Origin of the sequence: Clostridium sp. KLE 1755, assembly GCF_000466465.2 — a bacterium.
In the GTDB taxonomy this organism is placed as follows: domain Bacteria; phylum Bacillota; class Clostridia; order Lachnospirales; family Lachnospiraceae; genus Eisenbergiella; species Eisenbergiella porci.
The window spans coordinates 1-26,339 of record NZ_KE992746.1; the positions used below are offsets into that span (position 1 = coordinate 1).

The window sequence follows — 26,339 nt, forward strand, 5'->3', positions numbered from 1 at the left end:
CCCGCCGCCACAGGGCGCCAAGTTCCTTCTCAATAGCCCAGCAGAATAAAGCAATCGATAGTAATATGGAAAAAAGTTCCTTTAGCGAAAGTGTACCTTGGTCTTTAATTTTTTATCATTTGCTTTTTTGTCCTTATTTTTTTGTCTTTTATCTTTTTAACCTTACGGACTGTGTAATGTAGTGGGTCTTTGAGGTGAGTATCGGTTTTCCGGGTGACTTCCCGGGAAACCGATACTCACCTCAAAGATATCCCCCACCAAAAGGAGGTTTTATGGTTATGGGGAAGTCTTTGTCGGATCGTGTGTTGGCGACGCCTTCTGCTTATGCGAGGCAGCATTATCTTTATGTGCAGGAGATCGGGACGCTGACGAGTATGGAGCCGCATATCAGCTCCAGGGAAAATATCAGTTCTTATCTTTTTCTGACGGTAATTCAGGGGGAAGGATATCTGACTTACCGGGGGAAGAAGCATTTTATACGGGCGGGGGATTGTGTGTATATCAACTGCCGGAACCAGTATGCCCACGAAAGTACGGCGGAGCACCCGTGGACTTTGATGTGGGTGCATTTTAACGGGAATGGGGCGGATGATTTTTATAAGGCTTATCAGGAACAGGATCGGGGGTCGATTTTTCATCCGGCCAATGCCGCGGCCTTTACGGATAGTTTAACCGACCTTTTCGGTTTGATGCAGGAGAAGCCTTCTTTGATGGAGCTGAGCGCACATAAATATCTTACGGATTTGATTACGCTTTGTTTTCTGGAAAACAGGGCTGAGGCCGGGGAGGGAAGGGAGCTTTCTCCGAAGCTGATGCAGGTGAGAAAATACCTGGAGGAGCATTATCAGGAAAAAATATCGCTGGAGGAGCTGTCGGGGCTTTTTTTTATTAGTAAATACCATCTTTCCAGGGAATATAAGAAGAAGTATGGGATTACGATTGGGAGTGATTTGACAGGGCGGCGGATTTCCCATGCCAAGTCACTGCTTCGTTTTTCGGACAGCTCTATTGAAGAAATTGCGTTGTTGTGCGGGTTTGCGGACGCGGGGTATTTTATTAAGGTGTTTAAAAAGGCGGAAAATATGACGCCGTTGGAATATCGCCGGAAATGGTAGGCAGGGGAAAGGAATTCGTGGTAAAATAGTTGCAGCCGTGAGGGCACAGGGCGGCGGGATTTCAAAGGCATGGTTAGGATTCGGGAAAGGATTGTGTATGAATAGTGTGAAAGAAAGGCTTCCTTTTTTGCTGGAGGGTTATCTGGCTGCTTTTGCTTTGGCGAATATTGGGGGAATTGCGACTACGAATATAATAACTCTGGTTCTTTTTCTGTTGTGTTTCCAGTTTTTCAAGTATGCCGCCGGCAGGGAAAGGGAGTGCGCGCTTTCTGAGGATGGGAAGAAGCTGGTTCATGGGCGCAGCGCGGGGAAGCGGCGGACAGCGGCGTTGGTCCTGGGTATTTTTTATACGTTCTGTTATGTTGCTGCGGCACATGGGGAACTGACCGGGACATTGGAAAACGGGCTGTTCCGGCTGATTTATCTGGGTCTGACGGCGGCGGGGCTGTTTTTGCTGTTTTTCAGGGGCTGCGGGTTTTTGTTTTTGCTGCTGGAGAAGCGTTCGGAGCGGATCCGGAGAATTGTGGAGGGAAATGCGAAGAAAGCCGGGACGGGGCAGGCGGACGGAGTGAAAAATTCAGGGCAGCCGTTCTGGCTGATTTTCCTGCTTCTGCTGGCATGCTGGTTTCCCTGGTTCCTTTATGATTTTCCCGGGGTCATGACGCCCGACAGCTTAAGCCAGTTCAGCCAGGCGGGCGGGCTTATCGGGTACAGCAATCATCATCCTTTTGTGCATACGCTGCTGATTCAGCTGTTTACCTCCCTGGGGAATGCGGTATTTCATGATGTGTATGCGGGGATTGCATGTTATACGGTTTTTCAGATGATTGCCATGGCTCTGATCGTTACTTACGGGCTGCAGGTTCTGTTCCGGCGCGGCGCGGGGAAAAAGCTGTGCTTCTGTTTCCTGCTTTTTTATGCCCTGGTGCCTTATAACGGGATTTTTGCGGTGACCATGTGGAAGGATATTCTTTTTTCCGGGCTGTTTCTTCTGTTCGTACTGAGCGTTTACCAGCTGCTGCCGCTCTGCTGTGAGGGGCGCAGGTTTGGAGAGAGGCCCGGGCTGCTTGTTTTGTTCGGCATAAGCGGCGTCCTGGTGTGCCTGATGCGCTCTAACGGGCTGTATGCCTTTGTGTTTTCCATGCCTTTTCTGGTATATGCTTTCCGAAGGCATTGGAAGATAATCTTACCTTTGCAGGTTTTGGTACTGGCTGTTGTGTTCCTGGTAAAAGGGCCTGTCATGGAGGCCTTTGATGTGGCGCAGCCCGCGTTTTCCGAATCGCTCTCTATTCCGGCCCAGCAGATAGCGCGGGTGGTTTATGAAGGAAGGGAGCTGTCCGGGGAACAGAAGGAGCTGCTGGGAAAAACCGTGGAGTATTCGGCAATTGCGGATTATTATCAGCCGGAGCTTTCCGATCCGGTGAAGGCGCTGATCCAGTATGGGCATCCGGAATATCTGGAGGCGCATAAGGGCGAGTATCTCAGGCTCTGGGTGCAGCTGGGGCTTAAATATCCGCTGGATTACTGGAATGCTTTTGTGGATCAGACGAAGGGCTACTGGTTCCCGGATGCGCCGGGCCTTCTTACTAATGAAGGGATTTCCCCCAATGAACTGGGCCTGTCCTGGCAGCCTGTGCTGCGCGGTCAGGCTGTGACGAAAATTGTGGAGATCCTTTCCAAGCTGTATACTATTTTCCCGCTCTACGGACTGCTTTACAGCATCGGCGCATTTACCTGGGCGGCTGTGTTCCTGTTTGCCAACTGTCTGTTAAATGGGAAAAAGGAGAATTGGATTCTGTACCTGCCGTTCTTTGCCATCCTTCTTACGCTGTGCGCCGCAACACCGGTGGCGTCCGACGTAAGATATGCCTATTCGCTCATTCTGTCCATGCCGCTGCTGATACATGCGGGGCTTGAGATCGCCGGCCCCCTACCGGGAGCCAATGCCAAAAAAGCGGACCGAAAAGAAAACAGCAGGAAAAAATCTCCGTTCCAAAAAATCTCCGTTCCAAAGAAATAAGTAATTACAGACATCTGAAAATCACGAAATGAAAGAAGCTGCAGTACTGTTTGCGAGTACCGCAGCTTCCCTCATATCCTTTATATCTTTTACAGCGTCTTAATATATTCCGCAATCGCATCATGCCAGTCCGCAAACATAAAGTCCGTGGTCAGCTTGAACATCCTGTTCTCCAGTACGGAATAAGCCGGCCTGGGCGCGGCCGCGCCGTATTCCTCGGTGGTAATCGCCTTTACCTGCGTTGCCTTACCTGCCAGCCGGAATACCTCCTTTGCAAACTCAGCCCAGCTGCAGGAGCCTTCACAGGTTGCGTGGAAGGTTCCGTAATTTTCCGTAAACAGCAGCGCATTAATGGCCTTGGTCAGCTCAGCCGCGCTGGTGGGGGAACCGAACTGATCCCCTACCACCGTTACCATATCATGATCTTCGGAAAGCCGGAGCATGGTCTTGGCAAAATTCTTGCCATCGCCGTACAGCCAGGCCGTCCTCAGAATAAAATACCTGTCCGCAAAATCCTTCACAAAATTCTCGCCTGCCAGCTTGGTGGAACCGTAAGCGCCATGGGGATTGGTGGCATCCGTCTCCACATAGGGCTTTGTCGCTTTTCCGTCAAATACATAGTCCGTGGAAATATGCATCAGCTTTGCGCCGGTCTCCCTTGCCGCAATGGCCAGGTTCCTGGGGCCGATGGCATTGATTTTAAAAGCCTTGTCATATTCCGTTTCACAGGCATCCACGCCCGTATGGGCCGCGCAGTTGATGATTGCATAGGGCTTTACTTCCCTTGCCAGCTCCATTACCTTATCAATATTAGTAATGTCCAGCTCTCCCACATCCGTGTTCACAAAGCTGATATCTGCCGCATCTTTAAAAAAAAGGTTAACAGCCCGTCCCAGCTGTCCGTTGCATCCGGTTACAATTATTTTCTTCATCGAAAACCTCCAAATTCTCCGCGGACAGAAGCCGTTTTCCTGAAAGTACGGGAAAATCTGCCTGCGTGGTTACATTTTTTCTTATTATATCACCAAGGCCGCGATTTTACCACAGGGTTGTTTTCAGGAATGTTTTCAGTAAAATTTTCCGGCATGTTTTCAGGAAAGCATGGGACAGGCGGTCAGACGCGGCGGATCCCCAATCCGGACGATTGAACTATCACGGTCAGGCCAGAATATATAACGCCGGAATGCCCCATCAGAATCCGCTCTTTAATAAACGCCCGTAAATGCCAGGACAGGCGCCACCCGCGCGTCCGTGATCACAAGCTTAAGCCCCTTCGTTGCCGCCCCATGCAGCGGCACAATCCGCTTATATCCCACGGTCGTCCCTTTTTCGATCTGCTTCCAGCAGCCCTGTCCATCCAGGCAGTATACTTCAAACTGCTCCACGCGCTGGCTGAACCGGATCGCCTCCTGCACCACCAGATAATTAAGGCGGCGCTCCTCTGCCCAGGTAAACTCCACCTCCAGCTCACGCAGGCCATCCGGATTGCCGAACCAGGTTTCCTCACCCTTCTTAAGAAGAACGCTTCCGTCCTTCCCATCCCGGTCTCTCTCCGGCTTTACGGTAAGTACCGCTTCCTCCGCCAGATTCCTGCCAAAGGACTCCCGGATGAAATCCCCCAGCATAAACAGGCTCCTTCGGTCCTCCTCCCGGATCAGTCCGTCCGTATCCGGAGGGATGTTCAGCAGCAGCGTACAGTTACCGCCCACGGATTTTAAATAGATTTCCTTCAGGTTTTCAAAGGATCTCACCTTATCGTTTTCTTCCTCATGATAAAACCAGCCGGGGCGGATGGATACATCCACCTCCGCAGGATACCAGATCAGATTCTTTTTATTCTTCAGGACAGCTCTGCTGCCCAGATCCATATCCGTGCTGACCAGCTTTTTCTGCCGGAATTCCTCACTGTCCTCCTGCTGGCTTTCGGAGGCTACCTTCTCCGCATCCGCCAGCTCTGCGGCCACCACGCTCCATTCGCTTGGCCTGGTGTCCCCGGCCTCATTGCCGCACCATCTTACGTCCGGCCCGCAGCCGAAAATATTGGCTTCCGGCTGCAGCCGGCGCACCACCTCATAATAGCGTTCCCAGTCATACACCTGTTTTTTGCCGTTCTGCCCCTCTCCGCAGGCGCCGTCCAGCCAAACGGTAAATACTTCCCCGTAATTGGTAAGAAGCTCCGTAAGCTGATTTACATAATAGTCATCATAGGGCTTACCCGTACCATAGGTTTCCTGGTTTCTGTCCCAGGGAGACAAATAAACGCCGAATTTCAGCCCCGCTTCCCGGCAGGCGTCGGAAAGCTCCCTTACGATGTCACCTTTTCCCCCTTTATAGGGAGAATTTTTAATGCTGTGCTCCGTATATGCACTGGGCCACAGGCAGAAGCCGTCATGATGCTTACAGGTGAGAATCAGGCCCGTCATTCCTCCCCTGACCGCCGTTTCCACCCACTGCCCTGCATCCAGCTTCTCCGGATTGAAAATGGCGGGGGATTCCTCCCCGTTCCCCCATTCCCTTCCCGTAAAGGTATTGACCGTAAAATGAATGAAGCCGAAATATTCCAGCTCCTGATGTGCAATCTGCCTCGGCGCGGGCACCACGCGGGTAAGCCTCACATCCTCCCCATAACCGGGGTACAGCTCTTTCGTGTCCATCTTTTTTCCTCCTCCTTTTTCAAATCCATTCCGGCGGATAACAATACGGATAACAATTCAGGAAACATTCCGATACCTGAACCGTAATCCCATTGTCCGCCTCCCCCACCACTTCCATTTCATAATCGGCCCACCTGATAGAATTTTTCAGGCCCAGCCTTACAAGCAGTTCATCCTCCGCAAATAATACCCTATACATTTTTCCTCTTTTCTTTGTACAAAATTGCTATCAACCCTTTATTTTTTTACCCATCCTTGTAAAGTATACCAAAAATGGAAATCCTTGAGAAGGCACATTTCCGTACGAAAAAGGCAGGCCAGTCAATTCCTTAATTTTCATTAAAGCATAGTGACAAGCCCTCCCTTTTTGACTATAATGGCAATTAGGGTTTATGAGTTTACACCGGCCCTCTTTTACAGAGGTCCGGGCAGAAAACGGCGCCTTCACGCAGGGCGCCGTTCTTTACCTGAGAAAAATCGTGAGGAAAGTGAGGATTTACAATGAAAAAACTGAGCGTATTACTCCTGGCAGGCATCTCCTGCGCCGCGCTCCTTTTTGGCTGCGGGAAGAAGGAAGAATCGCCTGCGGAAGAAACGACTTCAGCCGCGGTTCAGGAAACACCGGAAAGCGTCCCCGTGGAAACAGAAAGCGAAACGGCAACGCAAGAAGCCAATGAGGAAGTTCCTCCCGAAGAAGGAATGGTGAGAAGCACGCTGACAAATGAATGGATTTCAGGAGACATTGCAGACCAGCGTCCCATTGCAGTGATGGTTCCCAATGATTCTACAGCGCTGCCCCATTACAGCCTTTCCAGGGCGGACATCCTGTACGAATGTCCCGTAGAAGCCAGGATCACCCGTCTTATGGCTGTTTTCAAGGATTGGGACCGGGACGACATGGATCGGATCGGCAATGTAAGAAGCTGCCGTGATTATTTTGTATATTGGTCTTTTGAATGGGATGCCGTTTATTTCCATTTTGGCGGTCCTTTTTATATTGCGCCTGTCATTGAGCAGAAGAGCACCAACAACGTCACCGGCGCCAATTACGGCGGCACCGGGAAAAAGGGCGTATACGGCAATGCCTATTACCGTACCTCCGACAGGAAGGCTCCCCAGAATGCTTACCTGAGCGCCAAAGGGGCAAATGAGGCCATGGACAAGCTGGGAATCTCCAAAACCTACCGGGAAGATTATTACAAACCGGATCACTTTAAGTTTGCTCCCGAATCCAGCCCCAACACCCTGGAGCAATACCAGAATTCATTTTCTGCAAGCAAGATTGATATGGCAAAGACCTACACCGTTTCCAAAACTTCTTTCGAATACAATGCAGAAGACGGGCTTTACTACCGCTTCGAATACGGCAAGCCCCATGTGGATGCCAGATTCGATAACAAGCAGCTGGCCTTCAAAAATGTCTTGATCCAGTTCGCTTATCAGGAAGTAAGGGATGAGAACGGTTATCTTTCCTTCCAGGTACATGACACCAAACGTGACGGCTATTATTTCACCAACGGCAGAGGCATCCATGTCAACTGGAAAAAGACGGCGGATTACGAACCGACAAAGTTCTATGATGACAACGGCAATGAAATTGAGCTGAACACCGGAAAGACCATGATTTGTATTGTAAAAGACGGAGATACCTTTGGCTACGACGAATAAAACTGTCCTGCCATGCAGCAAAGGCAGCGGCGGACCCGCCCTGCGGTTCCGCCTTACTCCAATCAAAGACCCCGCTGCAAGCAACGGGGTATCAAACTTGCAGCGCTGCAGAGCAGCGGGGTATTTGACCCTCGCGGCAGTCGCCAAATATCCATGCAAGCATGGCTACTTGGCTCGTTGCTTGCGGGAATAAAAAGTGCCGCTTCAGAAATTTCTGAAGCGGCATTCTTTTATCTTACCGCGCCTGCAGGCGCGTTCTGTATCAAAAGCCGGACTCTGTACTTATATTACAGGTAATTTATTATAAGTAATTTCGCAGCTTATACCTCGCAGCGGATTAGTGGAATTCTCCGGCATCATATGCCGCTTTCTTCTCATCCAGGATTTCCTGATAGCCTGCATCCAGGTACTGCTGGCTCATCTGCTCATACATGGATTCGAAATCTTCCTCTGTGGCTGCCTTGGTAACAATCTGTACATAGGATTCTTTCCACAGCTCAGCAAGGTCGGAGGAGTACTCAGCCAGTGTTTCAATCGGTACTGTGAAGCAGGTATCCGGTGTACGGTATTCATCATATTTGTCATTGTAGGAAAGGATATCTTCAATGAGGTATTCATAGCCTACGGGGGCATTTACGTAGATGATGGATTTTCTCCATTCTTCTTCGGTTGCATACTGCTTGTTGGCATTTACCATGCACCAGTAGTCGCCGTTGTCGTTATTGGACAGCTTCTCTTCTCCTGTGTAGCCGGTAGGAACCTTAACGCCTTCTTCATTTACTTCGTAGTTCTTGCCTTCAAAGCCGTTCTGCAGGGTATCGATTACGTCTTCCTGGCTCATCCATTCGATATACATCCAGGCTGCAATTCTTTCTTCGTCGGTAGCGTCTGCATTAATACCATAAATCATGCCGAAAGGCCAGTATTTACGTCCCTGGGGCTTGTCGCCTGCGGGTACTTCTGCAGCAGGGTCAAGAATCACGATTTCAGCATCCGGGTTCTGCTCAAGCAGCGGATCGATTACGTTTTCCTGGGTTCCTGCATTGATGTAGCATGCATAGGTTGCTGCCTTGCCTGCAACAAAGTTGGATTTGGACTGGTTTCCGTCGGTATCCAGATAGAAGTCAGGGTCAACCAGACCGTTCTGGTACTGATAATTCAGGTTTTTCAGATAAGCCTTGGTAGGCTCCCAGGTAAAGGAAGCAACTGCCAGGTCGGAGTTAAGAGCTCTGCCTTCTTCGTCATACGGCCAGCCTCTGAAGTTGTAGTCAAAGTTGAAGGATTTTGCAAGCAGCGGGGCGGATGCATAGCCATAGCCGGCTTCCTTGAATTTCATCAGCATGTCGTTGTATTCGTCAAGGTTGGTGGGCATATCGATTCCCAGCGCGTCCATCCAGTCCTTACGTACCAGAGTACCCCAGTTGGAGGATACCAGCTCTGTCCTGTTGCCCATAACTACCATCAGCTTGCCGTCGATTACGCCGTAGTCCTGGATGGTTTCTCCCATGGTTCCCCAGAAGGTGGGAGCGTAATAAGCGATTTCATCCGCATTCAGTTCCTGGTATGCGCCCTGGGAATAGTATGCCAGGATATTGGGATAATCATAGTGGAAAATAAAAGTGGGAGCGCTTCCTGCGGACAGAAGCTGTGTAAAGTCCTGTACCTCGGTAGAGCGGCCGATGGAAACAAATTCTACGTTTACATTATATTTGTCGCCGAAATTTTCCTGAATCCATTTGGTCCAGTAGTTGTCCGTGGGATTCCAGCCTTCCCAGCCTCTTTCATATACGGGAACCTGGAGTGTTACAGTCTCCGGGAATCCGGCGGAATAATCCGTAAATTCTCCGGCGGCTGCCGTATCGCCTGCCTCTGTGGACTCCGCTGCCGCTTCCGTGGACGCTTCAGCCTTGGATTCAGCGGGCTGTGACGGTGTTGAAGCGGTCTCATTAGAGCTGCCGCATCCTGCAAGGGTGCCGATTGCCATTGCGGAAATCAGACCAGCAGTAACGATTTTCTGTAAAGCTTTTTTCATTTTACTACCTCCTAAATTGTTTTACATTCATCCGCTTTCGCGGGAACTGCCATAGTTAATGGGTGCATTAGAGTGCATTATCCCTTTACCGCGCCGATCATGGTGCCCTGTACGAAATACTTCTGTACAAAAGGATAGACACAGATAATAGGAATTGTTGCAAATACGATACAGGCTGCCTTCAGTATTTCCGGATCCGTTATGGTGGACATATTCACATCATTGACGGAGCCCTGGATACTTTCCGTAGCGGCCACAATCAGATAGTACAGCTTCAGCTGCAGGGGCCTTAAGGACACATTCTGTTTGATATAAAACATCGCGTCACTGTATGTATTCCAGCGCCCTACCGCATAAAACAGGGTCAGGGTTGCCAGAATCGGTTTGGACAGCGGGATAATAATTTTCCCAAGAATCGTATAATGATTCGCGCCGTCGATAACTGCCGATTCCACCAGGCTGTCCGGGATACTGGATTCCAGCGAGTTCTTCATAATGACCAGGTTATACGCGCTGAAGGCCAGCGGCAGAACCAGCGCGGACATTTTCTCCAGCATTCCCAGCTTGTTAATCAATATGTAGTCAGGAATCATCCCGCCTGCAAAATACATGGTAAAGATGAAGAAAAAGTTGATGATTCTTCTGCCCCGCAGCTCCTTTCTGGAAAGAGGATACGCGGCGCACAGGGTGATTACCATACCTAACAGGGTGAAAAGGACCGTCATGATAACCGTTACAAAAAAGGATACAATAAAGGAATTATCATGAAAAACCTTAACGTATGCTTCCATAGTAAAGCCTTTGGGAAGCAGGAAAACCTTTTTGGCAATGACAAAGCTCTCCGAGCTGAGCGATTTGGCAATGACATGGATATACGGAAGCACGCAGCTGAGGCTGACAACCGCCACAAATGTATAGATAAGAATGTTGGCAATCAGGGTGCAGACCCTTGATTTATTCCATGTTTTTTTTCTTTTTACTTTTAACTGTTCCGCCATTTTTTCAACTCCTCCTTATACCAGGCCGTTCTCGCCCATTCGTTTCGCAATGAAATCCGAGGCAAGAACCAGCAACAGTCCGATTACCGACTGGAACAGCCCTAAAGCTGTAGACTGACTGAACTTCATATCCTGGATACCCCATTGATATACCAGTACCGGAATGGTTGTGGTATATTCCGTAGCCGCGTAATTCATCAGCGCCATGATACGTTCAAAGGAACCTCCCATAATCTTGCCCAGCTGCATAATCAGAAGGACAACAATGGTACTCCGGATACAGGGAAGCGTTACATGCAGCATCTGCTGCCATCTGTTTGCCCCGTCCACCCTGGCCGCTTCGTACAGCTCCGGATTTACCGAGGTGATGGAGGCCAGATAAATGATGGTTCCCCATCCCATGGACTGCCAGGCCCCTACTATAATGTAAGTGACAAGCCAGCTTGCGTTTTCCTGGAGGAAGTTGACCGGCGTGCCTCCCAGGCCCTGAATCAGCGCGTTTACCACACCTGTATTTACGGAAAGGAGCTGGTAAGCAAGGCCGCCGATGATAACCCATGAAAGGAAGTGAGGCAGATATAATAATGTCTGCGTAACCTTTTTAAATTTCAGGCTCCTGATTTCATTCAGCAGCAAGGCCAGGATAATCGGCATCGGGAAGCTTACCACCAAATCCAGTACATTTAACAGAAGCGTGTTCCTCAGTGACTTTAAGAAGTTTCTGTGATGGAACACCTTGGAGAATATCTCCAGCCCGACCCATTCACCTCCGAAAAAGCCATCCTTTATTTTCCAGTCCTTAAAAGCGATTTGCAGCCATCCCATAGGAACATATTTGAAAATGATACAAAACGCAAGTGGTATTAACAGTAATGAATATAGCTGCCAGTCCCGTTTAAAACAGGATGCAAAGCTTCGCTGTTTCTTCCTGGCATTTTTCACTGTCATCTTATTATCAGTTGCCACTGCTTTCTTTACAGCACTCATAATAATTTCCCTTCCTTCCCTTCCGCAACGACATTTCGTCTGCCGTTTTCTTGCCCTCAGTATATCCGTCATACAAAATTTTGTAAATTATCATTTTTGATAGCCGGAATCAATTTTGAGTGTTTAAAAAAAGCCTGAAAATATGGGCTTTTCCAGAGTTTATACTTTTTTAATTTTCTTTTTATAATTACTCTGCTTTCATTTTCAGCCTGATTTATGCCTAATTTTGTGTCATTTTTAAAAGTCAAAATCAAAAACCATACAGCATTTTGTATATGAAGCAATTAAAAAAGCCATATTCCACCATCATTTTGATGAAACATGGCCTTTATCAATAAAATTCCATCTACTTTTTGTCCAGGCTTCTTACCGCATTCGGGGTTGTGCCCTCGTATTTTTTGAAAAACCGGTTCAGGCTCTGTACATTGTGGTAGCCCACCTGCTCTGCAATCTCCTGGGTTTTCAGCTCCGTTGTCTGGAGCAGCCTTTTTGCTTCCTTGATTCTCAGGCGGTTCACGTAATCCACAATACTGATATCCCCATCCTCCTTCATCACGCGGCGCATATAGGAATAGCTGATGCCCATATTGGCGGCGGCCTCCTCAAAATCAATATCTTCCTTATAATGCCCGTCCAGATAGGAGGTGATCCGGTCATACAGCTTCATATCCTCTTTCTGTTCATCGCTCTGCTCCAGATAGGTCAGTATGGTCTGAATAAATTCCTTCAGAAAGGCTTCTATCTCCTCTATGGTATCCTTTTCCGCAATTGCCGTATAAGCCTTTCTCCCATTACCCAGGAAACGGGATATCTTCACCTTTTCTTCCACAAGCGCCTTGATAATCGCCCCAATCAGCTGCTGGTAAATAAGCACCACATTATCATAGGAAATATCCTCTATGGCCACTATCTGCTCCCTGATGCGCTCCAGCTCCTGATCAATGGCATCCATTTTCTTCAGTCGCAGGTAGTTGATGATTTTATTCTCACTGTCATAGGGATAATAGTATCTCTGGCTCTCATTTATCCGGTCATTCCAGAAGATGATTTGATCCTTGCCCGCTATAATCCTGTGCTTCATCGCCGCCGTGGCCTCCGCCAGGCATTCATTCAAATCATCAATATCCGCATGCACAGAGCTGACGCCGATAGTCATCGTATAATCCAGAATTTTTTTGAGTTCCTCCTTAAAAATTCCCATGCGTCCGGTTATAAAGGACGCCACTTTACGCTGATCATAGGTTTTGATGTTCAGGACCACCGCACAGGTGGTGGAACGGAAGCGCATGGCCCTGGCCGCATATCCCTCCTGGTTCAGGTTCTTATTGAAAAGATCCTCTATTTGCAGGAAATAATACATACGCTCGTCAGAATTATATTTTCGCAGCAGATCGCTTCCCCCGTCCACGCTTGCCAGAAGCACCATGAAATGCTCATAAGGGAACAGCTTCTCCAGGTTTTCCTTTTTCTCGCTGGATTCCAGCGTCCCGGTAAGCATTTCGCGCAGGTGGAGCCTCTGGGCGTCAGAATTCCTTTTTTCCAGGATATCGTGGATCTGGCTTTCTTCGAACTTCATCTTTTCAAATACATCGTTCAGATAATATATTTCATTTCTCGGCGCTTCTTTATCCGTCATTTTACCGGCCATTTTCTCCGTCATGTTTTCCTTTACACTGTTGAAAAGCATACGGAAGGGCTTAAATATCCGGTAGGATATAAGCAGCACCAGAATCGTTTCCACTGCCACGGCCAGGATAATCATCAGTACGGCGCTGTAGGAAATTTCCTTGGCCTGCCTCATTACCTCCTCCTGATTGTAGGTTGCCACATAGGTCCAGTTGTTGAAGCTTGACCTTTTAAAAGCGCATAAATAGCGTCCGTCCGCCTCTTCATAGCCGAAATGCCCCTTTTCCAGCTTCATAGCCGAAATCCCTTCCATGATTTTACGCTCCTCATCTCCGGATGAAAACAACGCCTTATCAGGATGGCAGATCACATTATTATTTTCATCCAGGACATAGCAGATCCCCTGGGCCTGCCTGGATGGATTCAGGAAATCACTGAGCTTCGACAAATAAATATTACAGACAATCGTGCCCCCTTTGGCTGAAATCAGCGGGTTAATGGAATATACATAAGAGAGCACAGCAACCTGGTTCCGGTTGCTCTTTCCTTCCTCAGTCTCCTGAGTGGTATACAGATTCCTCGCCACCCATTTTCCAGAAAGCCCCGGCTTCTCACTGGTCTCCTCCTCAAGCCAGTCCAGGGGGGAATAGTTATCCGCCCGGCAGATCCCTTTATCTGTGGAGATTACATAATCGCTGTCCTCGCTGATATAAAAGCAGGACTGCACCATTTTTTCCGTACCGAACAGCCTGTTCAGATAGGACTGCGCTTCCCAGGCCGTTTTCACCATCTCAAAATCGGAATTCAGGATTTGATAGGAATTGATTTCCCCCAAATTCCTGTACGAGGCGCTGTTGGCAAACTGTATTACATTCCTGGAAAAGCTGTTCAGAACCATTTCCGTCGCCTTGCTGAGAGATTCCAGGTTATCTACCTTGGATACCCCAATACTTTCCTCCGAGTATTTCGATACACGATCCATGGCATAATAGGAAAACAAAGAAGTGGGAATGATCAGGACACAAAAAATCATTATGAAAATCTGCCAGAACAAAGAAAAACGTTTCATACCTTACCCCCTGCAGTACGATGCCTATTCATTACCGGCCTTTTTGTTAAAACAAAAACTGCTGTTACCATTTTAACATATGCTCCGTCTCCGAACAACCGCCAACATTGACAGCCCTGACAGCGTAGGAAAACGCTGCCAAACTGCCGCCAGCCTCATTCCTTGGGATAAAAAATACCGCCGCACTGTAAATCGGCAGCCTCTTTCCAACGGAAAAGCTGACGCATTCACAGCGCGGCGGACATTCATTGCGGCAGCCCAGCCTGGACCGCTGCAATTATAATTATCCTTCTTTTTATCCTGCTTCTTATTCTGTTTATTATTTTGTTAATTATTCTCCTAATCCCAGTCTGTTGACTGCGGAGAAAATAGCCCTCACGGAGGCTCTTGTAATATTGGAGCTTACACCCACGCCGTAGGTAACCCGGCCGCTGTCCGCATCCAGAAGATGGATATAAGCCGCTGCCTGGGAATTGGATCCGCTCTGCAGCGCATGCTCTTCGTAATCAAGCACCTTAATCCGCACGCCCAGCTCCATCTGCAGCCCCCTCTGCACGGCATCAATAGGGCCGTTGCCCACAGCGGTATACTGCTTCGTCTCCCCGTGATCCGTATACTCCACGGTCACCCTGGTATCAAACTCCGAATTCGTTTCCCCGGTCAGATCATCAATCTTCAGCCTGCGGAAATGAATGGGTTCTTTCTTATCCAGATACTCGGCACGGAAGGATTCCATGATTTCATCCGGTGATACCTCGCCCTGCTTCTCGGAAATCTTCTGAATCACATTCGCAAATTCCTTATGCATGGCCTTCGGCAGCTTAAAGCCGAAATAAGTATCCATAATGAAGGCAACGCCGCCCTTCCCGGACTGGGAATTAATGCGGACAATCGGCTCATATTCCCGTCCGATATCGGAAGGATCGATCGGCAGATAAGGTACCTGCCAAATCTGGCTGTTCCTTTCCTTCATCGCCTGTACGCCCTTATTAATGGCATCCTGGTGGGAACCTGAAAATGCGGTGAATACCAGCTTGCCTGCATAGGGGTGTCTGGCATCGATGGGCATCTTGCAGCATCTTTCATATATCTCGATAATTTCATTAATGTGCTCAATATTCAGCTGTGGATCGATTCCCTGAGAGAACATATTATAAGCGATGGTCAGCAGATCCACATTTCCGGTACGCTCTCCGTTTCCAAAAAGAGTTCCCTCCACTCTTTCCGCTCCGGCCAGAAGCGCCAGCTCCGAGCTTGCCACGCCGGTTCCCCGGTCATTGTGGGGATGTACGCTGAGCACGATAGTTTCCCTGTTTTTGAAATGCCGGTTCATCCATTCAATCTGATCCGCATAAACATTGGGTGTATTCATCTCCACGGTGGAAGGAAGATTTATGATCATAGGCTCTTCCTTCGTAGGCCCCCAGGTATCCTGGACTGCCGTACAGATTTCCAGCGCAAAATCCAGCTCCGTTCCCGTGAAGCTCTCCGGGGAATATTCAAGAATAATTTTACCCGGGAACTTTTCGGCGCGTTCCTTCACCATTTTGGTGCCCTTCACCGCGATAGCAATTATTTCTTCCCGGGAAGCATGGAATACCACGTCCCTCTGCAGGGTGGAGGTGGAATTGTAAATATGTACAACCGCCTGTTTACAGCCTTCAATGGATTCAAAGGTGCGGTCAATCAGCTCTTCCCTGCACTGGGTCAGCACCTGTACCCGCACGTCATCCGGTATCAGCTTACGGTCTACCAGCTGACGCAGAAAATCGAACTCTATCTGGCTCGCAGCCGGAAAGCCGATTTCGATCTCCTTAAAGCCCAGCTTTACCAGGTACTGGAACATCTCAATTTTTTCTTCCACAATCATGGGATCGATCAGCGCCTGGTTTCCATCCCGCAGGTCAACGCTGCACCACACCGGTGCCTTCTCAATCTCCTTCCCCGGCCATTCTCTTTCCGGGTAATCAATTACCGGATTCTTCCGGTATCTCTTATAATTCAGCATACGCTACCTCCTGTACAAAAACAGAACCGTCAGAGGCTTTCCCGTCCGGCTCCCGGTTTCTTACTGTATAATTATGCAGAAATTATGCAGCGAAACACTCAACTAATAATAGCACAAAAAATCAGCCCTCTCTGGCTACCGGAGCATTTGAGTTGGGCTGATTAACCTATCTATCATTCACCGAGACCGCTTTCGATCGCATTGACCAAAGCCTTCAAAGCCTCTTCTTCATCTTCACCCTCACAGGTAAGCTCTATCTCATCACCACACTTCACACATGCACCAAGTACGCTGAGAACACTTTTGGCATTCGCCGTACTGTCTCGGAACGTAAACGTAATCAGCGATTTAAACTGCATCGCTTCTTTACACAGGATGCCTGCCGGTCTTAGATGCAGCCCTGTAGGATTCTTTATAACAACCTTCTGGCTTACCATGAAAATACCTCCTGTTTCTTCTGCCCTGCAGGGAAAGTACTCCCTGCCTGCATTAAGTATATCATCATTCTGCTTACTTCTCAAGGGCTTTGCCCCGCGTTTTATGGCAGTTTTTACCCTTCAGCGTCAAAGCATAATATTCTGAATCAAATCTGCCAGCTTATGCGCCTCTTCCTCAATCATCCTCTGATCCTTGCCTTCAATCATCACGCGGACCTTAGGTTCCGTTCCGGAGGGCCTGATAAGCACCCTTCCCTCTCCTGCGAACTTACGGTTAAGCTCATCAATTGCCCCGGCAATTTCAGGGTATTCCATATATTTCTCTTTCTTGTGGTTGGGCACCTTCGCATTCACAAGCGCCTGCGGCATAACGGTCATCACCTTTGCCAGCTCGGAAAGAGGCTTCCCGGTATCCACCATTACCTCCAGAAGGTGCAGCGCGCTTAACAGGCCGTCCCCGGTGGTATTCTCATCCAGGAAAATCACATGGCCCGACTGCTCTCCGCCCAGGCTGGCTCCGATTTCACGCATGCGCTCCAGCACATAACGGTCGCCCACCTTAGTCTGTTCCATCTGCAGATGTTCTCTTTCTCCCATTTTAAAGAAGCCAAGATTACTCATTACGGTAGCAACAATGGTGTCCTTTTTCAGCTTGCCCTGATCTCTCATATGGGTGCCCACAATAGCCATAATCTGGTCGCCGTCGATAATTGTGCCGTTTTCGTCCACCGCAAGAAGCCTGTCGGCATCCCCGTCAAAAGCCAGGCCTACATGAGCCTTTTCGTAAACAACTCTGGCCTGCAGCTCTTCCATATGAGTGGATCCGCAGTTGGCATTGATGTTCGTTCCATCAGGCATATTGTGTATGGGAACCACATTGGCCCCCAGCTCCCTGAGTGCTTCTACGGAAGTGTAGTAGGAAGCGCCCTCCGCACAGTCAACAACAATTTTCAGCTCCGATAAATTCACCGGCACTGACTGAATCGCGTGATTGATATATTCTTCCCTGGCATCCGTCCGGTATTTGATTTTCCCTACTCTGGATCCGGTAGGCAGCTCCACTCCCTGCATCCCATTGCGGATAAGGTCCTCGATTTCATCCTCCAGACTGTCAGGCAGCTTATAGCCGTTTCCGTCAAAAAACTTGATCCCGTTAAATTCCACGGGATTATGGGACGCGGATATCACCACGCCCGCTTCCACCTTGTACTTCTTGGTAAGATACGCTACCGCCGGCGTGGGAATGACCCCTACATAAACGGCATTCGCGCCTACGCTGCAGATTCCCGCCATCAGTGCATTGGCAAGCATATCTCCTGAAATACGGGTATCGCAGCCTACCATGATGGTGGGCCTGTGTTCATTTTCCTTTGTCAGTACGGTCGCGCCTGCCTGGCCAAGCTGCATGGCAAGAAGCGGTGTCAGTTCTTCATTTGCAACGCCGCGCACGCCGTCAGTACCAAATAATCTAGCCATATTTTCCTCTCATTCTGCCTTAACAACGGCTGTAATCTAATCTATCTGTCCCCGGCTGCAGCTTCATTTATTAATCTACAGCCGCATTCTCGGAAACAGCAGGCTTCCGGCTTATTCGCCGCCCTCTCCCTCTGCTTCAGCTGTCTTCTGTATATTCAGGCGGGCCTTCGCCGGCGCTGTCTGCGTCACTCCCGGAGGCAGGGTAAACGTTACCTCCGCCTCTGCACTTCCTTCGGCCAGTTCCGTCTGATCCGTTTTCTGCATCCACGCGGCAATATCAATAGAACCCGCCAGATTATCCATATTTACCTGATCCAGATTCACCTGCAGTCCCCTGAGCCTCAGGGATACACGGCTGCCCTCGTCCAAAGTGACGGTATAGCCCTCCGGCACATTCTGAATCTGGATTCTGGAAGCAGCCACCTCTCTGGTGATATCCACAAGAGGCTCTATCTTCACAGTAACAGCTACCTTACCATTGAATTCTTCCCCATTCGTATTAGTCAGGGTTGTTCCCTCAGGAAGATAATTCCTTACATCAATCAGCCTTGTAACATCCGCCGTAGCGCCTGTCAGATCCAACTCATCCGCAGGAATAACGATTTCGGAAATATCCTTCACCACACTGCTCTTACCTGCAATCGTCACAGTTTCAGGGGCACAGCTCACTTCACCCGTAGCCACATAACCGGCCGCCGGTTCTCCTGTTGCAGACAGGCTGACAGGTACGGTTTTCGTCTCCAGTATTGTTATGGAAACCTTGGAGGTATTCACGCTTCTGGTAATGCTGCTGTCCGTTACTTCCTTGCCCTGTGCATCCAGCAGCCTGATTTTTTCCGTAATATTTATGCTGTCCGTCAAATCGCTGACATCAGCCTCTACCACCGCTTTTTTAACTTTTTCCACCACTGATTCAGGCCCTGAAATCTTCATGGCATTTCCGTCGGTTGTGGTAACCTTACCCACGATAAAACCATCCGCAGGCTCTCCTGTCTGTACTATTTCTATTACAAACTGTTTTTCCTTCTTATCTTCAACCTCCAGCTTCATGCTGTCTACGCTTCCGCTGATATCCTCTATCTGTTTGTCAATATATTTATTTACAGACAGCCTGATCGGCACTGTGTTGGTAAAGGACAGCTCTGAAAAATCAGCAGTCGCCGTAATGTCACTCACATTGATATTCTCCAGGACAGAACGGCTGGCACGGACCGTCACTGTAACCGTATCCGTATCATCAAGCACCTTGTAAAGTTTATTTTCATCTGTCAGAAGATTCGTATTCCTTGTCTCGACCCTCACATCCCGGAAAACCTTCCGTTCCACCGGGTCATTGATATTGACAGCCACAAGCCACAGCAGAATGGAAAATATCACCGCCATAATTTTCAGGCCAAGATTATTCCAAAGCTTATTTGTTTTTTTCATTCTTCGGCCATCCTTTCCAGAGCCTGTGTTCCTTCTCCTCCACCGGTTTATTCTGTATTTTCTTCAGCTGCTCCTCCAGTTCTGCAGAAGACAGGCCGCGGTAAAGCACACCGCTGTATGCCACGCTTATTTTGCCCGTTTCTTCGGAAACAATTACGGTCATGGAATCCGTTACCTCCGAGATACCCACGCCAGCTCTGTGACGCGTTCCCAAATCCTTGCTCAATGACATATTATCTGACAACGGAAGGTAACAGGTTGCGGAGGTAATCCGATCTCCGCGTACAATAACAGCACCGTCGTGAAGCGGTGTGTTGTGTTCAAAAATATTAATCAACAGCTGGCTGGTAATGATGCCGTCCACTTCGATTCCTGTTCTTTCATACTCCGTCAGGGGATCGTTCTGCTGGACAACAATGAGGGCGCCGGTTTTGACCTTGCCCATCTCCACACAGGCCTTTGCGATTTCATGGACCGTCTTATCGGAAAAAAGGCCCTGTTCTGTCTTTCCGATTTCAAAAGGCAGCAGGGATGCCAGAAATTCCTTTTTTCCCAGCTGCTCCAGCGCCTTACGCAGCTCCGGCTGCAGCACCACGACCAATGCAACCGCACCATACATAACCACATTCCTGGCTATCCACAGAATGGTATTCATCTCAAAAACGGCCGCAAGTATGATAAATACCATAATCAGCACAACGCCCTTGAAAAGCGCCCAGGCTTTTGTATTCTTTATCCATACCATGATGTGGTAAACGAGAAAGGAGATGATGAGTATCTCCACAATATCCGTTATCCTCAGAGATGGTACATGTGCAAAATATTTGTCTGCAAAGGTCTTAATCAGTTCCATATCCACCCAAACCCGCTATTTCCGCGCAGTGTCTCTCGAATGCGTATGTCTGGCATTTCTGCTGTTACGCTGCGTGGTAATCTTTTTCACTTTTTTCTCAGGCGTGGCCACCGTCATTTTGGGCACCGCCTTTACATAATAATAATACTCGTCATCCTCAAACTGCACCTTTTCCGTCCGGGAATAGTCCAGATTGAACCTGAAAAACTGTACGACAAACGCCGCAGCCATCGCTGCGATGCTTCCAAGGATTACACCTCCGATGGAAAAATTGGCGTCATAAATCAAATCCCCCACCATCAGGATTACGATATCCAGTAAAGCCCCTGCGACAATGGCAATCGTCCACGCATAATCCACGGAAAGCTTCCTGATCAGATAAACCATAATCACCGTCACCGCAAAAGCGGCAATAATAATCAGCATGGCCCTGTTTCCGAAAATGCCGTCAAAAATATCACGGAACCTCTGGATTACGGATTCTGCCTCCGAAGAACCCAGTATGGAGGCATTGACATTCATATAGGTAATCAGATAATATACGATCACCCCGCAGGCTACGGTAACTGCGGCAAAGGGATTGCCCAGCAGACCGGCCACAAGAGGAGCCGCATAAGGGATCTTAAACGCAAACAGCATGGGAGTCACGATAACAAGGACCGCGCTTCCCGGGGAAAAACGGAAGTACAAAAGAAACATCAGTAAAAATACGACCAGCGCGGCAGCCGCACATTCCAGGGATACTTCATAAAGATGAAGCGTTACAAATCCCGCCGCGACGAACAGAATAAAGTTCTTGGGCATAAAGGAGCAAATCAGAGCCACCACCAGCACCGCCGCCGCATTATCCAGCTGGCTCATGAATCCCAGCTGGCTGTTAATCATCAGCATGGAAACGAGCGCCAGGAGAAATTTCAGCACCGGCACTATATATTCCTCATATTTTACATAAAAGTTCCTGATATATTCTCTTACTACAAGTAATGATGTTGTCATAAATGTCCCTCTCAAGAATTCATGGCAGCCGCCCCGGGCAACAGGGGCCCACTCCCTTATTCCTCTTCCTCAAAGCCGTCATCCTCACCGCCCGAAAGCAGATCCAGCTCTTTGTCAAATTTAACCGTTGCTCTCAGGGCAAGGCCGTATCTTCTCTGGCTGATCACAAAGGCCGCCAGCAGATACACTCCGCAGAGCGCCAGATAGGCAAAGCCGAACTTTTTCCCAAGCCCCAGCAGATCAATGCTGTAAAAATCCGTCATCAGGCTATCCATCTCATAAACAAGATAAACAGCGAAGAGGATACAGAATGCAATAGTCACTGCAATCCAGGTCTTCAGCATCTGGAAGCCGACATAGTCACCTCTGAAATAACTGCAGACGGCCAGATTCTTCCTGCCGTCACCCGCCTCATATGCGGCCATCTTCGTCATAACCGCCACTTTATCCTTATTAATCATACCTACATTCCTCTGCCAATTGCCAGTGCTGCAAAATACACATGCTTCACACCTGCTTCCCTGCAGGCCTGTGCCACCGCGTCAATGGTGCTGCCGGTAGTGTATATGTCGTCTATAATTACAATCGTATTTAATTTTACATCATTCTGTACTATTTTAAAAGCTTTTTTCAAATTATTTTGACGCTTTGCACCCTCCAGCTCCTTCTGCGGCCTTGTATTCCGGGTTCTTTCCACGAAGCCCGTAAGAACCGGGATATCCAGCTGTTTCCCCAGTTCGGCCGCCAGCAGAGCCGCCTGGTTATATCCTCTTTTTTTCTCCCTCGCGGGGTGCAACGGCACAGGTACCAGCGCATCCGGCTTCCATGACAGTATTTCCCTCCCCAGCCGGCCGGCCATGTCCTGCCCGAGAAACACTGCATATTCCTGTCTTCCGCCGTATTTCAGGCGGTACAGGGACAGCCTTATACTACCATAGGAATACAGTGCGGCCCCTCTGTCATATATATGCCTTTTAGACCCGCAGTCATAACAATATTCGTTTTCTGCTTTCTCAAGCTGTTTTCCGCATTTCCGGCATCTTGGTTCTTTTATGTAAACCAGTTTCTCCCTGCACTCACTGCAGATATATGCGTTGGAAGGCTTTACAGGCCTGTCACACACGGGGCAGCGTCTGGGGAATGCCAGATCCAAAAGCATTTGCGGTAGTGTACTCCATACATTTTTCTTCATCAGGCTCCTTTAAGCCATGACTTCCTTAATCCTCACATCCAGGCTTGTATAGCGCCTGGCCTCACTTTCATTGGCGATCATATCCTGCACCACCTGCCTGCTTCCCAGGATCGTCACACAGCTTCTCGCCCTGGTCACGCCCGTGTAAAGAAGATTCCGGTTAAAAAGCATTCTCGGGCCGCCCAGCAGCGGCATGATAACCGCCGGATACTCGCTTCCCTGGGACTTGTGGATGGTGATGGCATACGCCAGCTCCACCTCTTCCAGCTGGGCGAAGGCATAAGAAACACGTCTTTGCTCATCAAACTCAATCGTTACAGTCTGCCCATATTCATCGATCTCCTTCAGGATTCCCATATCCCCATTGAAAATCCCCACGCCATGATCCACAGGTATCCCGTATTTACTCACGATTTCCCATTCCAGCTGATAATTGTTTTTCGTCTGCATCACCTTGTCCCCTTCCCGGAACAGCGTGCTACCGGACTGATACTCCTTCTTGGAGGCGTCCTTCGGGTTCAGATAGGCCTGCAGAATCTGATTCAGTGCCTCCACTCCCAGATTTCCCTTACGCATGGGCGTCAGCACCTGGATATCAAAAGGCCCGGACTTCACATATCTGGGAAGCTTTTCCTGAATCAGCAGAATCATATGCTTATAAATAACCTGGACATCGCTGCGTTCCAGGAAAAAGAAATCCCTGCTTTTATTATCCAGCGGAATCTCCTGGCCATTATTGATTTTATGGGCGTTGACCACGATATCGCTTTCCCCGGCCTGGCGGAAAATCTTTTTCAGCTCAACTACGGAAAAGCTACCGCTGTCTATCAAATCACGGAGCACCTGTCCCGGTCCCACAGACGGCAGCTGGTTCACATCCCCCACCAGAATCAGCCTGGTTCCCGGCGTAACTGCACGCAGAAGCGACTGGAACAAATGAATATCCACCATGGACATCTCATCCACAATGACCACATCCGCTTCCAGTGGATTTTCCTCATTTTTCTCAAAACGGGCATTCTTACCGTATCGGTTCTCCTCCTCCAGCATGGCGCCGTTGAGCTCAAGCAGACGGTGAATGGTGCGCGCTTCATAGCCGGTGGCTTCCGTCATCCGCTTTGCCGCCCTGCCGGTAGGCGCTGCCAGAAGGATATCCAGCCCCTCTGCCTCAAAATAACGGATCATAGTATTGATCGTGGTTGTTTTTCCCGTTCCCGGCCCTCCTGAAAGGATAAAAATACCATGCTTAATGCTTTCCAGAACCGCCTGCTGCTGCAGCTCCTCCAGTTCAATGCCCAGTCTGCGGGCCAGCTTTTCTATCTCCGCAAGCATCTTCTCTTCTTCAGAGGGAAGCAGCTCCCCGCCGAAAACCATGCTTACATTCAGCTCCTGCAGCATACGCGCACAGGCAAGCTCCGCATAATAAAATGAGGAGGCATACACCGATTTATTTTCTCCGTCCTGCTTCACCATGATTTTTTTATCCATGGCCAGGTTGGGAATCTGGATGCTTACATAGTCCTCCTGCAGCCCCAGAAGCGCTGCCGCTTTTGCAGTCAGCTCCTGATAGGGAAGGAAGGTATGCCCGTCCATGGCCGCCAGTTGCAGGGTATACAGAATGCCGCTCCTGATACGGAAATCCGAATCCGTGTGGATGCCTATTCTTGCCGCCAGCTCATCCGCTCTTTTAAAGCCGATGCCTTCTATGTCCTCCGCCAGGCGATAAGGATTTTCCTCCAGTACTCCATAAACCTCCATGCCATAGGTATTATATATTTTAATGGCAAGCGTATTGGAAATGCCGAATTTCTGCAGGTAAATCATGGCCTCCCGCATACCCTTCTTTTCTTCCATCAGGGTGCTGATTTCCATGGCCTTCCGTTCACTGATCCCTTTGATTTCAGCCAGCCGCTCCGGTTCCTGTTCTATGATACGGAAGGTATCCTTACCGAATTTTTTTACAATACGGGCCGCCAGAGACGGGCCGATCCCCTTGATGGCGCCGGATCCCAGATAGCGTTCGATGCTGCTTTCATCCTCAGGGGCCACAGCCTCATAGCTTTCCACCTTGAACTGGCTTCCGTATACCGCATGCTCCACATAGCCGCCTGTCAGCTCCAGATTTTCGCCCTCATCCAGGGCGCGGAAGGTGCCTACGCAGGTAACCTCTTCGCCTTCGGCCACCAGCTCAAAAACCGAATAACCGTTTCCGGTATTTCTGTATATAATATGTTCCACGTAACCTGATATTTTTTCCACCGGTAAACTCCTAACATCTCTGTTCTAATCAGACCGGGTGTCAAAAGGGCTACCCCGACGGAGTAGCCCTGAATCTATACCTTGTCAAATACTGCTTAAATTTCGTCCTTATATCCTACCAGGAATTCCACATATTTACCTGTGCCGATTGCCACTGCCGTCATGGGATCCTCTGCGGTCATGGTGTTGATTCCCGTCCTGTCGGAAATCAGCTCCTCCAGCCCGCGCAGAAGGCTGCCGCCGCCGGTAAGCACGATTCCGCGATCCGCGATATCCGCAGCCAGCTCCGGAGGAGTTCTCTCCAGCACGCTGTGGATGGCTTCCACGATCTGCAGGGTAGGCTCCCTGAGGGCTTCCTCCGTTTCCTCGGAGGAAACCTTCACTGTTTTGGGAAGGCCGGTTACCAGGTTACGTCCCCTGACATCCATAAAATCAGGTTCGGGACGCTTATAGGCAGAACCAATCTTTATCTTGATATCCTCTGCGGTTCTTTCGCCAATCAGAAGGTTATGTTTTTTACGCATATAGCGTACCAGTGACTCGTCAAAATCATCACCGGCAATCTTAATAGAGGCGCTTACTACCGTACCGCCCAGAGAAATTACAGCGATATCTGAAGTACCGCCGCCGATATCCACAATCATATTACCGCAGGGACGGGAAATATCGATGCCTGCACCAATGGCTGCCGCAATCGGCTCCTCTATAATGGAAACCTCGCGTGCACCTGCCTGATAGGTTGCATCCTCAACAGCCTTCTTCTCAACCTCTGTTACACCGCTGGGAACACAGACTGCAATCCTGGGCTTTCTGAAGGTCTTCCTGCCAAGCGCCTTCTGGATAAAATGCTTCAGCATCTTTTCAGTAACTGTATAATCGGAAATAACACCCTGGCGAAGCGGCCTTACCGCAACAATATTGCCGGGTGTACGTCCAAGCATCAGCCTGGCATCCTCGCCGATGGCCTTGATTTTATTCGTATCTCTGTCAAACGCTACTACGCTGGGCTCTTTCAGAACAACGCCCTTTCCTCTGATATACACTAAAATACTGGCGGTACCCAGGTCAATTCCAATATCTGTATACTGCATAATTTCCTCCATTCCAAATGAAGATGGCGCGGAAGACTGTCCAATAAATCCCCTGCGCTTCCTTCTGCCTCTATTATATTATGGACCATTCTTTATGAATCAAGCATATATTTTACAAATTACGTAAAATTGCGAAATATCAATGAAAAAAACCTGTCGGACGCAAGCGTAAAATATACCGTCTGTTATTATAACCTAAAAACGTTCTTATGGAAAGTCTTTTCATAAAAATTTAAAGAATACACCGCTTTACCGCATAGTTGCAGGCGGCAATACAGAATCAGGGCCTTGCAGCGCAAAATATTAACGGTAAAACGATGCATTCCTTATAATCTACTGGTTTTTTCAATCTGCCTGGTTCATTTTTCTCTGCATCCAGTTTACAACAGAATTTCTAAGCGGAATTTTTATGCAGTTTTCTGTTCTTACA

21 protein-coding genes are annotated in these 26,339 nt (G+C 48.9%); 4 read left to right on the forward strand and 17 right to left on the reverse strand.

Annotated features, from left to right (window positions below; genetic code table 11):
- The 3 genes from HMPREF1548_RS30280 to HMPREF1548_RS21560 all read left to right on the forward strand — a co-directional run.
- Positions 1-182 (forward strand): hypothetical protein (locus HMPREF1548_RS30280; RefSeq protein WP_207644065.1); only part of this gene is annotated, 182 nt, incomplete at its 5' end.
- Between the two features lie 96 nt (positions 183-278).
- On the forward strand, positions 279-1,115 hold the full coding sequence (locus tag HMPREF1548_RS21555; RefSeq protein WP_162162442.1) for a helix-turn-helix transcriptional regulator: 837 nt from the start codon (positions 279-281) through the stop codon (positions 1,113-1,115).
- 97 nt (positions 1,116-1,212) lie between these two features.
- Positions 1,213-3,135: a DUF6020 family protein gene (locus HMPREF1548_RS21560; RefSeq protein WP_035323358.1), complete on the forward strand. Its 1,923-nt coding sequence runs from the start codon at positions 1,213-1,215 to the stop codon at positions 3,133-3,135.
- A gap of 89 nt (positions 3,136-3,224) precedes the next feature.
- Here the strand turns inward: HMPREF1548_RS21560 and rfbD are convergent, their stop codons facing one another.
- The 3 genes from rfbD to HMPREF1548_RS30670 all read right to left on the reverse strand — a co-directional run bounded on the left by rfbD (position 3,225) and on the right by HMPREF1548_RS30670 (position 5,988).
- Positions 3,225-4,124: a dTDP-4-dehydrorhamnose reductase gene (rfbD, locus tag HMPREF1548_RS21565; RefSeq protein WP_502690642.1), complete on the reverse strand. Its 900-nt coding sequence runs from the start codon at positions 4,122-4,124 to the stop codon at positions 3,225-3,227.
- Between the two features lie 216 nt (positions 4,125-4,340).
- A complete protein-coding gene (locus HMPREF1548_RS21570) occupies positions 4,341-5,789 on the reverse strand; it encodes an alpha-L-fucosidase (protein ID WP_021638714.1) in 1,449 nt (482 codons plus the stop codon).
- 19 nt (positions 5,790-5,808) lie between these two features.
- A complete protein-coding gene (locus tag HMPREF1548_RS30670) occupies positions 5,809-5,988 on the reverse strand; it encodes a response regulator (RefSeq protein ID WP_021638715.1) in 180 nt (59 codons plus the stop codon).
- A gap of 302 nt (positions 5,989-6,290) precedes the next feature.
- Between HMPREF1548_RS30670 and HMPREF1548_RS21580 the strand changes: the two genes are divergently transcribed.
- Positions 6,291-7,457, forward strand: a complete 1,167-nt coding sequence (locus tag HMPREF1548_RS21580; RefSeq protein WP_021638717.1) for a DUF3048 domain-containing protein — start codon at positions 6,291-6,293, stop codon at positions 7,455-7,457.
- Between the two features lie 337 nt (positions 7,458-7,794).
- Here the strand turns inward: HMPREF1548_RS21580 and HMPREF1548_RS21585 are convergent, their stop codons facing one another.
- The 14 genes from HMPREF1548_RS21585 to HMPREF1548_RS21655 all read right to left on the reverse strand — a co-directional run bounded on the left by HMPREF1548_RS21585 (position 7,795) and on the right by HMPREF1548_RS21655 (position 25,909).
- Positions 7,795-9,489, reverse strand: a complete 1,695-nt coding sequence (locus HMPREF1548_RS21585) for an extracellular solute-binding protein (RefSeq protein ID WP_021638718.1) — start codon at positions 9,487-9,489, stop codon at positions 7,795-7,797.
- 77 nt (positions 9,490-9,566) lie between these two features.
- On the reverse strand, positions 9,567-10,487 hold the full coding sequence (locus HMPREF1548_RS21590) for a carbohydrate ABC transporter permease (RefSeq protein WP_021638719.1): 921 nt from the start codon (positions 10,485-10,487) through the stop codon (positions 9,567-9,569).
- Between the two features lie 15 nt (positions 10,488-10,502).
- Entirely contained in the window at positions 10,503-11,474 is a 972-nt protein-coding gene (locus HMPREF1548_RS21595; protein ID WP_025488423.1) for an ABC transporter permease, read from the reverse strand.
- Between the two features lie 346 nt (positions 11,475-11,820).
- Positions 11,821-14,169, reverse strand: coding sequence for an AraC family transcriptional regulator (locus tag HMPREF1548_RS21600; RefSeq protein WP_021638722.1), 2,349 nt, complete (start codon positions 14,167-14,169; stop codon positions 11,821-11,823).
- 331 nt (positions 14,170-14,500) lie between these two features.
- Entirely contained in the window at positions 14,501-16,177 is a 1,677-nt protein-coding gene (leuA, locus tag HMPREF1548_RS21610) for a 2-isopropylmalate synthase (protein ID WP_021638724.1), read from the reverse strand.
- A 173-nt stretch (positions 16,178-16,350) separates the two neighbouring features.
- On the reverse strand, positions 16,351-16,698 hold the full coding sequence (locus HMPREF1548_RS21615) for an HPr family phosphocarrier protein (RefSeq protein WP_021638725.1): 348 nt from the start codon (positions 16,696-16,698) through the stop codon (positions 16,351-16,353).
- A 42-nt stretch (positions 16,699-16,740) separates the two neighbouring features.
- A complete protein-coding gene (gene glmM / locus HMPREF1548_RS21620) occupies positions 16,741-18,090 on the reverse strand; it encodes a phosphoglucosamine mutase (RefSeq protein ID WP_021638726.1) in 1,350 nt (449 codons plus the stop codon).
- Between the two features lie 111 nt (positions 18,091-18,201).
- Positions 18,202-19,518 (reverse strand): CdaR family protein, encoded by a 1,317-nt coding sequence (locus HMPREF1548_RS21625; RefSeq protein ID WP_021638727.1) that lies wholly within the window; start codon positions 19,516-19,518, stop codon positions 18,202-18,204.
- On the reverse strand, positions 19,502-20,371 hold the full coding sequence (gene cdaA, locus HMPREF1548_RS21630; RefSeq protein ID WP_021638728.1) for a diadenylate cyclase CdaA: 870 nt from the start codon (positions 20,369-20,371) through the stop codon (positions 19,502-19,504). The genes HMPREF1548_RS21625 and cdaA overlap by 17 nt, the downstream gene beginning before the upstream one ends.
- 15 nt (positions 20,372-20,386) lie before the next feature.
- Positions 20,387-21,367, reverse strand: a complete 981-nt coding sequence (locus tag HMPREF1548_RS21635; RefSeq protein WP_021638729.1) for a hypothetical protein — start codon at positions 21,365-21,367, stop codon at positions 20,387-20,389.
- 56 nt (positions 21,368-21,423) lie between these two features.
- Entirely contained in the window at positions 21,424-21,828 is a 405-nt protein-coding gene (locus tag HMPREF1548_RS21640) for a hypothetical protein (protein WP_021638730.1), read from the reverse strand.
- Positions 21,829-21,830: 2 nt separating this feature from the next.
- On the reverse strand, positions 21,831-22,559 hold the full coding sequence (locus tag HMPREF1548_RS21645) for a ComF family protein (RefSeq protein WP_021638731.1): 729 nt from the start codon (positions 22,557-22,559) through the stop codon (positions 21,831-21,833).
- Positions 22,560-22,568: 9 nt separating this feature from the next.
- A complete protein-coding gene (recD2, locus tag HMPREF1548_RS21650) occupies positions 22,569-24,818 on the reverse strand; it encodes an SF1B family DNA helicase RecD2 (protein ID WP_021638732.1) in 2,250 nt (749 codons plus the stop codon).
- 95 nt (positions 24,819-24,913) lie between these two features.
- A complete protein-coding gene (locus HMPREF1548_RS21655; protein ID WP_025488416.1) occupies positions 24,914-25,909 on the reverse strand; it encodes a rod shape-determining protein in 996 nt (331 codons plus the stop codon).
- Positions 25,910-26,339: the final 430 nt, after the last annotated feature.